The 12459-nt window shown below is 32.1% G+C and carries 11 protein-coding genes and 1 pseudogene; all 12 read right to left on the bottom strand.

The annotated features are described in order from the left end of the window. Positions 1-688 precede the first annotated feature (688 nt). On the bottom strand, positions 689-922 hold the full coding sequence (locus KZC02_RS11865) for a glycosyltransferase (RefSeq protein ID WP_221394291.1): 234 nt from the start codon (positions 920-922) through the stop codon (positions 689-691). A gap of 4 nt (positions 923-926) precedes the next feature. Then, positions 927-1775, bottom strand: coding sequence for a glycosyltransferase (locus KZC02_RS11860; RefSeq protein WP_221394290.1), 849 nt, complete (start codon positions 1773-1775; stop codon positions 927-929). Between the two features lie 366 nt (positions 1776-2141). After that, positions 2142-2241 (bottom strand): annotated as a pseudogene (locus KZC02_RS33315) (DapH/DapD/GlmU-related protein); the annotation flags it as partial. A 633-nt stretch (positions 2242-2874) separates the two neighbouring features. Further along, on the bottom strand, positions 2875-3588 hold the full coding sequence (locus KZC02_RS11850; protein WP_221394288.1) for a glycosyltransferase: 714 nt from the start codon (positions 3586-3588) through the stop codon (positions 2875-2877). Positions 3589-4024: 436 nt separating this feature from the next. Further along, complete coding sequence (locus KZC02_RS11845) at positions 4025-5200, bottom strand: FN3 associated domain-containing protein (RefSeq protein WP_255637479.1); 1176 nt, start codon at positions 5198-5200, stop codon at positions 4025-4027. Beyond that, entirely contained in the window at positions 5173-6465 is a 1293-nt protein-coding gene (locus KZC02_RS11840; protein ID WP_221394286.1) for an alpha-L-fucosidase, read from the bottom strand. Before KZC02_RS11840 ends, KZC02_RS11845 begins: the two co-directional genes overlap by 28 nt. A gap of 84 nt (positions 6466-6549) precedes the next feature. Continuing rightward, positions 6550-7884: a hypothetical protein gene (locus KZC02_RS11835; protein ID WP_221394285.1), complete on the bottom strand. Its 1335-nt coding sequence runs from the start codon at positions 7882-7884 to the stop codon at positions 6550-6552. A 3-nt stretch (positions 7885-7887) separates the two neighbouring features. Next, entirely contained in the window at positions 7888-8616 is a 729-nt protein-coding gene (locus KZC02_RS11830; protein WP_221394284.1) for a glycosyltransferase family 2 protein, read from the bottom strand. 119 nt (positions 8617-8735) lie between these two features. Continuing rightward, a complete protein-coding gene (locus KZC02_RS11825; RefSeq protein WP_221394283.1) occupies positions 8736-9380 on the bottom strand; it encodes a glycosyltransferase in 645 nt (214 codons plus the stop codon). 638 nt (positions 9381-10018) lie between these two features. Next, positions 10019-10762: an SDR family oxidoreductase gene (locus KZC02_RS11820; RefSeq protein ID WP_221394282.1), complete on the bottom strand. Its 744-nt coding sequence runs from the start codon at positions 10760-10762 to the stop codon at positions 10019-10021. Between the two features lie 209 nt (positions 10763-10971). Beyond that, a complete protein-coding gene (locus KZC02_RS11815) occupies positions 10972-11829 on the bottom strand; it encodes a bifunctional 2-polyprenyl-6-hydroxyphenol methylase/3-demethylubiquinol 3-O-methyltransferase UbiG (protein WP_221394281.1) in 858 nt (285 codons plus the stop codon). Further along, positions 11826-12437: a DapH/DapD/GlmU-related protein gene (locus KZC02_RS32745; protein WP_304488627.1), complete on the bottom strand. Its 612-nt coding sequence runs from the start codon at positions 12435-12437 to the stop codon at positions 11826-11828. Before KZC02_RS32745 ends, KZC02_RS11815 begins: the two co-directional genes overlap by 4 nt. Positions 12438-12459 lie beyond the last annotated feature (22 nt).

Below are 12459 nucleotides of genomic sequence, written 5' to 3'. Positions count from 1 at the left end.
AAACTGTTAAAAGTGAAAATATTGGTCAAAAGCACCTACATAGCAACAGTTAATGAAGCATTTGATCCTATTAATTAAGAAGAAAAGGCAATTTTATCAGTGAATAAGATTAAAGCCGTTGGCTGGCGAACTTAGAATCATGTGCATTCTAGAAATTCCATCCCCATTTTTGAAAGTATATAATCGCTCCTTCAATATTGTAGTACATTAACTTCATGTTTTTATAGGAGCCCTTCATGAAATGATGAGATTACTAAAGCTTCCGGGTAATATACTGTACTCGCAAACTCAAGTGTTCTAATGGTTATATCAGCATCTTCCATATACATGAATATACGCTCATCAAATAATCCTACTTTCTTTAAAACAGAATTTCTAAAAAACATAAAAACACCCGGACAGATACGGGACGTCTGTTATTATATTGTCGTAATTATGATCTTTATATTCAAATCTATCTAATTTTTTCTAAACATATTTTGTATAAAAGCAGGCATAAATCTTCTTAGGAGCAATACAGAAAGACTTGGGGGAAGCTTACATAAATATTGTGTTGTACCATCCGGATAAACTACTTTTGGCATAAGTAAGCCAAATTTATGATTAACAGATAGGAATGAATATATACTTTCCAAAGTACCTGGTTGGAAAGAAATATCAGGATTAAGTACAAGATGATATTCAGCATCTAATTTTGAGAAAGATTTATTCCAATATTGTGAGCTCTTCCAAATCCTAGATTAGCGTTGTTAAAAATATATTCTACGCGTCTGTCTTTACATATTTCCCGTAAATCATCAACCGGAGAATTGTCAATGAGATAAAGCAGAACATCTAGTTTAGTATTTAAAAAGCTATCAATTGCTTCTTTTAGAATTACTGGATTATTTTTATAAGTTACTATTGTGGCAGTAATTTGCATAGTATTAATTTTTTAAAATAAATTCAAGCATTTCGTCCCAAGACGAAGTAAAAGGAAATTCAGGATCTGTTTTAATAACTTTTTGCCAGATCGATGTATCATTTCGAATGATGGCAGCCATTTTCTCAGCAAGAATAGTAGAGTCTGTTGGTTCAAAAAAGGATATCTTGTCATAAGATCCAACAGTTTCATGAGCATATTCTAATTCAGCTGCCAGAATTGGTTTATGAATATTTTTAAATTCTGTTATTGGCAATCCCCAAGTCTCAAGCTTTGATGGAAAAATAAGTACATCTGATTGTAAGTAATGAAGCATTACTTCATCTCTGGGCATTAAACCCAAAAATTTAATTTGCTCTACTCCATCACTGATTTTTTTTATTTTTCCAGCATATCTATTTTCCTCACCATTTAAAGTAAATTTAACTTGGAAATTATAAATATTTCTGCTGAGGAGAATTTTTACAGCTTCTACAATTACCTCGTAATTTTTAAATATTCTGGGAAACGCAGCATAAATGAAGGTTACAGTATGTTCTGTATTTCTTTCTTCAAAAAATATCCGATTTTCTTGATTATTTTTTGTATTTGGATAAGCAACTATAATATTAGATAACGGAAAATCAAATTGCTGATTAAATTTTTTCCTGATCCATTCCTGCTGAACAATAATGTATCTGTTGCTGTTTTGATTAATCCTGTATAAAAATTTATAAAGTAAGGAAAACAATACATGGGTCTTGTCATATCTAAATTCTGACCAATTTGTTTTATAAAAGATAGAAGGGTTATGGCAATAAACGCATTGTTTTTGTGTATTTAATAATCGAGGGGAAGTATCGTGAAGAGACAACCACAAATAGGGTTTTAAGCTCTTAGAAATAGTTTTAAAATAAAAATATTCGTAATATATCCTGTATAACCAACTTTTTTCTTGATTTAGGATATTCCCGAAAAGTTACATTTTTAAGATTGAGATCGAGAAATAAAATCTGTTCGATGAACCAGAGCTATTATTTGATAATTTTTATAGAAAATAGAATTTAAAGAATTGAGGCACTCATTTAATATGGTAAGTGGACCACCTTCAAAAATATTTATTGCAGAAACTACAATTATAGGCAATGGTTTATTCAAATTTCCCATTTCTTCGATTCAAAATTAAATTGCTTAACTACTTTTGCGGGAGTGCCAACTGCAATAGAAAAGGCAGGAATAGTTTTACTTACCACTGAATTTGCTCCAATGATACTACCTCTGCCAATCCGAACTCCAGGTAATATAGTAACCATTTCTCCAATCCATACATTTTGTTCAATATATACCGGTTGACCTGTAACAATTCGTAATTTTGGAGGTTCATCTGGAGAACTATGTTGATTGTCACCTGAATAAACCCCATGATTATGATCAGTAATAAATACTTTGCTTGCAATTAGTACATTATCCTCTATTGTAACAGCATGCGTACATCCAATGTGTAACATAATCGTTTATTTCAACATTATTTCCAATAAATAATCTGGGATTTGATGCCAAATCAAATTTTTCACAATCTAAACGCAAGCCAATGCCAGCAGTAAAATTTTTACCAATATGGATTCCATTTCTACCCTTTATAAAAATTGGAAATCGTATTATTCGGGCACTTGGAAAAAATAACTTAGTTAAAATCAAATTTTTCCCTAATCGAATTAATCCAATAAAGGAATTCTGTTGAATAATTTTTTTTAGACTACTCATAAATACCTTTTATATATTTTATAAGACAATAAAATTTAGAATGACTAAAATTAGCCAGTAATGCTAGTTTTTAACGATAAGGTATATGTTAAGTAAGTTTGGATACTACTAATCAATTCAATAATTCCTCTAATGCTTCTACAGAATGTTTTGGGTCAAAAAGTTGTTTTTGTTTGCCAAGATGAATATAAATGTCATCTCTTAATTGTTTAGTTGAGAGTAAAACATGGATCGCTTCCAGCAAGCAGTCTACTATTTCCAACAGGGACTAACAATTTTTCATGATTTAAAATTTCGGAGGGACCTGTTAAACAATCAGATGAAATTGCCAATTTTCCTAGAATTATAGCTTCTAATAACACATTTCCAAAACCTTCAAATTTGGTACTTAATACTAGTAAAGAACTGTTGGCTATATACGGATATGGATTTCGTTGATTTCCTATAAAAAAAACAAATTTCTGTAAACTATTATCAATGACTAGTTTCTCTAAATATTCTTTATCACGGCCCGCTCCCACAATAAGTAACTTATAACTTTGATTATAATTGGCATTTGCTATTTTTATAGCTTTAATTAAACTAGTGAAATCTTTCTGGTTCTCATCAAGTCTTCCGACTGATATAATGTATTCACCATTAATTACTCCATCCGGTAGTTGATATTCTTGCAAGGACAAGGGTATTATTTCTTTCTCAAAAGTAGGATTATAAATGAGACGTAATTGATCAGTATTACAAAAAGGCTTTAATTGAGAATACCCACGCTTAGAAATTGCTAGTATAAAATCATACTGTTTTAATTTTTTAGCCCATCTATCAATTCTATATGATTTCAATAATCCACTAAAAAGATGGTCTAAGGAAAAGTGTACAAATATTATTTTTGTTAAATTCTTATATTTAAAGAAATAATCTGGCATAACACTATCTGCCTGTACTAATGTTGTAGGTTGATTTTGCGAAATTATTTCGTCAAATTTTTTTTTCTAAAATTATATTGTATTTTAATCGAAACAAAACATATTTTATTTTGTATATGTATCCTTTTGCATAAGAAGTTTGAACTTTATGAAAGAGGTCGCCAACTTCTGAACTGGTTAGATAAATAATCTTCACAGACTCATGAATACTTTTTTCGAGTGTTTCTACACAATTAACATCAAACATTACGCATAACGTAATTTCATATTTATTACTTTGTGACAACTCGTTTAAGTAAGAAATAGTGGTTTTTTCGGTACCGCCGTACTTTAAAGATGTAAGGAAAAAAAGGACTTTTGTTTTCATATAAAATTTAAATTATCCTATTCCAAACCTATTTTTTTATAATTTATTAATACTATCAACTAGTGTTAGTTATTTGAAAGCTCGGAACTCTAATACACCCATTGCTCCACCTTTTTGGCCAGGCCCATCTGGTTTTAGTGCTTTTACTTCAAAATAACGAGCCCGGGTGGGTGGAAAGTTAAATACAATATGAAGTGATGAATTGTTACTTTTTTCTGCTAATTTGGTCCAAGTGCTGCCGTCTATAGAGGATAATAGTTGAAATTCAGTAGGAAAAGTACCTGTTCCAAAATCAATTATTGTTTGTTTTATTTTATCATTTACTTTACCCAAATCGATTTTTAATGTCCATGCATATTCGCCACCTGCATGCGCACGAGTACTCATATTACCATCTACTGCATTTTCGGCGTAAAATCTTCCTTGCCACGCAAGTAAGGGCTTACCGCTATTATTTAGTAAATAAGTAACAGCGCCTAATGCGAGATTTTTTGGTTCTTTACTTTTGCCGATCTCGTATTTAAAATTTAGAATTGAGCCGATTTGGTCATTTACGACAGGTTTGCGGTCACCAGTTGGGCTCAACATAAAATTGCCTGCTATTCGATATCCGTTTGTAACTTCTGCTTTTTCTTTGAGATTATTAGGCATGAATTTATCAGTTGAATCTTCTTTTGACGCAACTATATAAGATTCACCTGCATTTAAGGTTAGCGGAGGAATCGCAACATATTGATATCCGTCGGCATCTACTTTTAAATTATTCGTATTTAAATCAGTAGAAAATACCGGATAGTCATTTACAAATTTTTTGATAACAATGTTGTGAGTATTCTTATTACCTGCTATGAATTGCCGCCCAATTCCATAAATGATAATTGGATCTGATTCTACAATTATTCTCATGCCTCGATAATACTCTTTATCATCGATTATTGGCTTTCCTTTGTCAAGAGGCAATACTTTACTTTGTATTCTTAATCCTGAAGATTTTAAATTAGTACTGAAAATATAATGCTCGTCAAGTATTTTACTTGCACGTTTCCCTGGTACTATTGATATAGCCTTTATTCTGGTGCTTTTTGAGATTTTAACCGGGGTCTTGTATAATTTACTTTTTGCAGAAGGCTCTGTTCCATCCGTTGTATAATATACTTTTGCATTATCCTCTGTGTCAAAATACAATATTTGGGTTGAATCGTAGACACTATTTTTATTTAAAGATGACTTTGGCGGGGAAGTAATATTTTGATTTTTTTAACAAATTCACCAATCTTTGCTAACAATGGAGTGTAATCTTCATTAATAACTTCGCCATCAGGTGGAATCGGGACATCGAGCATGTAAGTAGCACCTACTGCCCAGTTTGATTTGATATTTTCTATTATTCTCTCCGCAGATTTAGGGGTTCTATGTTCTTTAACAGGTATCCAAGACCATGTACTATCTAATAAATTATCGACTTCTATTGCCACTTTTTTCTTAATTATAGATGGTTTTGCTACAATTAGGTTATTTTCTGCATTTCCTGTATAACCTTCGTAAACTAGAACATCAGTATCTGGATATCTTAGTACTGTTCCACCATTACCCCATCCTGGATTATTAGAAAATATCACATGAGGATTTCTAGTACGAACGACTGGCAATATTTCATCCCATGGAAACCAACGTGGATCTACTTCGTTTTTAAATAATTCTGGGGTACCTCCCATATCAATCCAAAATCCATCCACACCCATGTCAACTAATTCCCTGATTAACCCTTTATTTAATGTTCCCCAAGTTCCATCAATTCCTGTATCATTCACTTTTTTGTTCCATGTATGATCTGGAGCAAAATATCCGACAAATTTGATGTTTTTTTTGTGACATGCTTCGATCAGTTCTTTAACAATATTCCTGGATGTTTTCATTTCATACTTACTGGGAGTTGTAGATGGCCATAATCTGATTCCATCTCCTCCTTTTACGGAGCAGTTAAGTACTTTTCCGCCAATATCTACTACGGCTTGGACCCATTTGTCAGCATTGAAATTCTTTATTCGCTCTTCAAATATTTTTATCTCTTCTTTTGAAGACAATGCAGGTTTTACGGCTGGACTAAGTGGAAACCATACACCAAATTTAGCATCTGTCAACCACTTGGAACGGTAAGGTTCCGCAATGAAATCTAAAGATTTTTGATCAGTTTTTCCCTGAGAATCAGTAACTTTTACTACAAATGGAAACTTGCCTTCTTTTGTAGGAGTTCCTTGTATTTTTCCATCCTTAGTTAAGGTAAGGCCATCAGGCAACTTTCCTGTAACAATTGCCCATTGATATGGTTTTTGCCCCGCATCTGCAGCTAACTGAAAGTAGGGTTTACTTCCAGATTCTGTCCAGGATTGATATGGCATTCTATCTACAAAGGCAGGATATATTGAAGTTGATTGCTTCTGTGCATACTCACTTGTAGAGGTGGATATAATTTTAACTAAGCCATTTTGAGCCAGTGCAGCATGGCTCAAAAAAGAAAAAAATACAAATAAATATCTGGTTTACAGTTAAGTTCATAGCGTTCTCATTATGATTTTCAGCCAAAGAAACGAATTTCACTGTAAATTTTGTATGTTTTGTGATACCGAAAGCGAGGAAGCTCTGTTTTTTATGATCAGAAATATGATTTTGCTTGCTAGATAAGAAAGGGTTAAGAAGGATGTTCTCCAAAAGACATAGTTCATGAAAATATTAATATCATCAATCAAGATATTTGATACATAAACAATTAATGTAACTAAGATGTAACCGAAATAACTAATTCGTGTAGGGTCAAGAGTTTTAAATGAATTTCTAATTACACCAATGAAAGTACCGATAAAGCCTGAATATATAATTGCACCCCAAAAGCCTAAAAAATGAAGTGCAACATAATTATATCTACTAGTAGGGCCACCATCAGTTCGGCCATAATGATAGTTCAAAATATCAGCTCCTATTGCTTGTGGAGGAGTAAAGTCAAATCCTAAGTTTTTTAGTACAGTTCCCCATCCTGGGTAAAATGCGTAATTTAGAAATGATTTTTCAGTTATAGACGCCATTACTGCGTCATTATAGCCGAGGAGGAAAATATCTCCGCTAGATAACAAACGGATAAAAACTCCCTGAACTGCACCCATGGCATCGGCTCCAGAAGTAATCGAAAGTACAAGTACAGGAAAGCAAGCCAAAACTAAGATAAAGATTCCGGAAATTTTAAGAGGTTTTATTTTTCCTTGATAGATAAGTGGAAACTGCATCATAAAATATTGAAAGATAAAAATAAGTATGGCACCTTTCGAGCCTGTTGTTAATATTCCAAATGCTGCGAAAAACCAACAAATAATATCAAATAAATTAAATTTTTGTTTTAAAATAAGCATCTTATAAAACAAAACTAAGGGACATAGCATTCTGTAGGAAGTTATAAATGCCATAAGAATACCATGTTCAGCAAATGCAGATAGGTGATTCGCTCCCTCGTCAAAAAGCACAATTCCAACAACCATAAAACTGACTATCTCACAGCCAATGTACATAGTGCCAATTACCCAGGTGAAAATATCAAATTCTGTAATTATATTTTCTTCACCAGGTACTACTTCTGGTTGGGAAACAAAATCTAGTCGAATTGGTGGTATGTATCTCGCCACTACTAAACCGGTGAATAATGCTACTTCTGTTGTTAAGAATGACCATTTATAAAGAGGATCAAGCTGCATTTGGTGACTTAGGAAAAACACGCAAAATGCCCCCCCAGCCATGCTTGTAACAGTCCAAACTAACGGATCAAATAAGCCCCAATACATTTTTCGGTAAAGCACCATGTATAAGGCAACTAAAATTACATAGATAGTTACATAAAAACTTAGATCATCTAAAACAGTTAATGCTAATTGTGCATGATTCATTTTTTATATTTTTTCTTGCAGGCTATACAATTTTTTTCTTATCCAAACATAATATCCACAAAGATAACCATAGTTACTTATTATAACTTTTATTAAGTTTTTGTGATATTTTTCGTCTTTTCCATGTGAACTGACACCATTACCATCGTAAATTGAAATCAACTTCGGGATATATACAAATTGTGAAGTATGGGAGTTGAAAAGTTCTATGTTATAGATATGGTCTGCGAAGATCCTGAATGACTGATCGTAAGATTTATGCTTATATACAGATTTTGGGTAGAAAATGGCTTGATGGGACACGCTTCCAAGCGCCATTGACCATTTGTTTAACTTACCGTTATATAAACGGTTTATTGTTTTTATGTAGGCATTTCCATAATATATTCCGTCGTGTTTCTCAAAATAAGGTACTACTTCTTCTATTATCGTCGGTGATAACAGTAAATCATCTGCTCCTAAAAAAATCAGCCAGCTTCCATTTGCTAAATTGAGACTTTTATTCATGGCATCGAAAATACCATCATCATGTTCACTAACAAACTGACTAATATGAACTCTGTATTTATTGATCAGCTCAATTGTTCCATCGTTCGATCCACCATCAATTATAATATATTCAATATTTTTATAAGTTTGATTGATAACACTCTGTAATGTATGCTCTAGAGTTGAAATGGCGTTGTAAACAACAGTTACAATTGAAATTAAGGGAAGTGGATTAGAATTCATAGAATAAATAATTTGAAATTGACTTATAATTTCAAATAACTAATAACACTTTTATTAATTATTTAGATGACCCATTTGTAAATTGGTATTAATACTATAAAAGGTTTTCACGATGCATGCTAGTTTAAAACTTCTAAGATAGACTTCCCGAAACTGGTAACATTATTGGAATAGTCAATTGACTGCCGACTCACTCCATTTTCGAGGACAGTTTTCATTATTGAAGTAAGTTCATTACTTGAATTAGTAGAGAAAAATATACAATTTTTATCAATCTGCTCACGATGCACCTCGATATCACTTAAAATAATAAATTGGCTTAGTGCCTTTGTATCTTCTACTACTGTACTCCATCCTTCAAATAAAGATGGTTGAATTATAGCAGCTGCATTATCCATTAAGCTCAATTGATCAGCTCTGCTTATAAAACCAAGAAATTTTGTCCATTTTTGAATACCGTTTAGTTCAACGTAATCCTTCAGTGTCTGAAAATAATCTTTGTTTCTGTGATCGTTTTCACTTCCAGTGAATACAACCTGGAAATTCAGGTTGTATTCTTTTAAAGCAGATATTGCCTCTAAAATAACTATATGGTTTTTATGTTTCCAGAATTGATTTGGGGACATAAAATAAGTTCCTAAAATTCCATATTTCTCTTTTACTACTATAATATCAAGATGCTTGTATGTTGGTAATGAAGTAGCGAAACGTAATAGCCTTAAATTGCAATTATGATCAGGATAAAATTTTTGGAAATCATTCATTGCATTTTTGCTACTAAAAATGATTACTCCTTTACTCCGAGAAATAATTAACTGTTCGTTCTTTCGAAATTTTATCTCGGTATCAGAAAACATATGAGGCAGGTACCACTCCTGAAAATCTGGAATCCAAAAGAAAGGAAATTTACCCAGGCAAATACCCTTCTGATAAGGATATACAATGTCAGGAAGATTCTTAAAATATACAGATTTGTTAGTTAATACTCTTGTGATTTTATTTTTAATTCTTTCTGGGAGCGTAAGATTTATATTAATTGGAACAAATTTAACATATGGATAATTGATAGCTAAAATGTCATTAATAGGCGAATTTACGCCATGAAGTATTGTTAATTCTGGCTTTAATTTATCTTCTAATGTATTTAATGCACTTATAATATTTAGTATATAAATTATACCTCCTGACCAAGTTGTATAGTCAGATAAAAAAGAAGCCCAATATTTTTTCTATTTATATTTGAGTTATCCATGAATAGTAATTTTTTAAACCTAACTCTAAATTAAACGATGCCTTGTAACCCATTTTAGTTAACAAACTAATATCCGCTTTCCAATGTACAGGATCTCCTGCTTTTTACCAATCCATTAAATTGAAGCAATTTTTTAACTGGAAAGAAATTTCAAAAGGTACTAACAGCATTGTTAATCGTTATTTCTTCACCATTGGCTACATTTATAGATTCACCTTGGTACAAAGTGTTTCTCAGGCAGCAAAAGATAGCTTGAACGACATCATCTATATAAATGAAATCTCTTGTTTCAGTACCAGTTCCAAACATAGTTATAGAATCGGTATTTTTTGCTTTTTGAAATAAATCCCAGTATAATTGCTTCTTCAATTCCGGTCCATATGCCGAGAACACTCTTAACGAACAAGTAGGTATTTTGTAATAATCATGAAACATTTTGCAAATTTGTTCAGCTTGCGCTTTATGAATTCCGTAAGGTGAAATTGGATTCAAATCGGATTGCTCATAAATAGGTAATGTTTGAGGATTCCCATATACAGCTGCGCTTGAAATATTGATAAACCTGCAATCAGGTTGATATTGGCGTATTGCATCTAATAGTTTAAAGACATTATAAGTATTCAGAGTGAAGTCTCTTAAAGGATTAATTAGTGAGTCAGGTACACTGGCGGCACCCGAGCAATTTATACACACCTCAAATTTTGTTTTTTGAAATATAGTATGATAATCTGCATTAGTAGCGTCAATAAGATGATAATTAGGCTTTACATAATCTACTACAACATCACATTCATATAATTCATATAAACCTGAATTATAAATATATTGAGCTACGTTCCTTCCAATAAAACCATTTGAACCAATTACTAATATTTTCATTTTTCCTTTTTTCATATCCATTGTTGATTGGATCAAATTATTTGAAATGGGCATTTCGTGCATTTGTAAGACTTTGAACTTAGAAGGTATTATTAATTTGGATTGGTAGAAAGTTCTGAATATTGAGGAATCTAAACATGTAATAATTCTAAAGGAATTATAGTAACCAATTGCAAATTAATAGTAACCAGTCGGTGTTTAGCAATGCATTAAAGACTATTTAGCTATATTTTTTGGGAAATGTAACTATACATCCTGCCCGGCACATTTTTTTCATCAAATATAGAATCGCCAACTTTTAATCCATATAGAAAGGCGATCCCTGGTATATTTGCAATAAATCCTATTCTGTTTGATAATATGGATTTGAAGTAAGAAAGCCTGTTTTCTTTAAATTTTGATATACTCTCCGTTGTAATTGGAAAGTAATTAATTGGCGAGTCATAAAATTTCATCTCATGCCTTATCTGTAATCCGGCATCCGTCATTGCAGTTTTATATTCCTCAGCTGTAAATGCATTTTCACCACCGTAAAATTTATGCAAAGGATGCATTTTTAAAAACCATTTCTTATCTGCATCGTTATAAATAACATGGTCACGTGCGGTAAATAAGATTCCACCCGGTTTTAGTACGCGAGCACATTCAGAAATAAATTTTGGCAATTGATAAGCATGGTGCATTGCCTGTCGTACATAAACGATATCAAAGCTTCCATTTTCAAAACCTATTTCTTCTGCATACTTCTCATGAATGCTTAAATTATTAAGTTCATAATGTTTTTTTAATATTCTGATTGCATTAGCACCAACAGTATCACTAGGGTCTGGTTCAACTGCTGTTACTTCGTATCCTTTTTTCGCAAAATTTATAGAACTGATGCCATTCCCAGCACCAATATCTAGAATGGATTGACCATTAGGCGCATATTTTTTTAGTAACTTTAATGTTTCCTCAAATTCTTCACTGCTACTAAAACGCTCAGAATTTAGAATCAGATCTTCGTCAAAGTAAGCCAATCTTACCAAATCATCGTATTCCGGATTTTGCCTTATTGAAATTATTGTCTCGTGCCAGTTCATGTTGTAAATTTTATAATTTTCGCGGGATTGCCAGCAACAACTGCAAAGTCAGGAACGTCTTTAGTAACTACGCTTCCGGCTGCAACTACCGCTCCTTTGCCAATAGTAACTCCTTTTAAAATAATAGAATTAAAACCTATCCATGCCATATCCTTAATGATTACCGGACCATGTTTAACATTATCCCAATTTTTGTAGTAACCAATCTTATTCTCATCAATTCCTTTTTTCCAATCCTTTACATCATCTTTCCGTTCAGATGATATAAGAGAATGTGAGTTATTATCTGCAACTGTACATCCCCAAGAGAACATTACATCATTACCAATTTCAATGTTCTCAATACAAATAAACATTCCTCCTCCTATAAATACTCTGCTTCCAATTGTAATTTTACCCGTTTCTTTCTCAAAAATATAATTACCATTTACTATAGAATTATCACCAACTGTAAAGCGGATGTTGTTATTGCTGCCATTCCTGATTTCAATATTTGCTCCCTTAATAGTTGAACCTTTACCAATAAGCATCAAGTGTTCATTTTTTCTTTTTGAAGAAATAGCATAATTTATTATTTTACCTATGTATGCTTTAATGTTCAAAGTCAAAATGTTTTATGTTGATAATGGT

Origin of the sequence: Dyadobacter sp. NIV53 (assembly GCF_019711195.1) — a bacterium.
Taxonomy (GTDB): Bacteria; Bacteroidota; Bacteroidia; order Cytophagales; family Spirosomataceae; genus Dyadobacter.
This window is presented reverse-complemented; position numbering and strand designations above follow the sequence as displayed.

Excerpts from the sequence above, each read along its gene's own strand:
- KZC02_RS11865 (WP_221394291.1), bottom strand. The coding sequence starts at position 922 with ATGCAAATTACTGCCACAATAGTAACTTATAAAAATAATCCAGTAATT.
- KZC02_RS11850 (WP_221394288.1), bottom strand. The coding sequence starts at position 3,588 with ATGCCAGATTATTTCTTTAAATATAAGAATTTAACAAAAATAATATTT.
- KZC02_RS11835 (WP_221394285.1), bottom strand. The coding sequence starts at position 7,884 with ATGAATCATGCACAATTAGCATTAACTGTTTTAGATGATCTAAGTTTT.
- KZC02_RS11830 (WP_221394284.1), bottom strand. The coding sequence starts at position 8,616 with ATGAATTCTAATCCACTTCCCTTAATTTCAATTGTAACTGTTGTTTAC.
- KZC02_RS11825 (WP_221394283.1), bottom strand. The coding sequence starts at position 9,380 with ATGAATGATTTCCAAAAATTTTATCCTGATCATAATTGCAATTTAAGG.
- KZC02_RS11820 (WP_221394282.1), bottom strand. The coding sequence starts at position 10,762 with ATGAAAAAAGGAAAAATGAAAATATTAGTAATTGGTTCAAATGGTTTT.
- KZC02_RS11815 (WP_221394281.1), bottom strand. The coding sequence starts at position 11,829 with ATGAACTGGCACGAGACAATAATTTCAATAAGGCAAAATCCGGAATAC.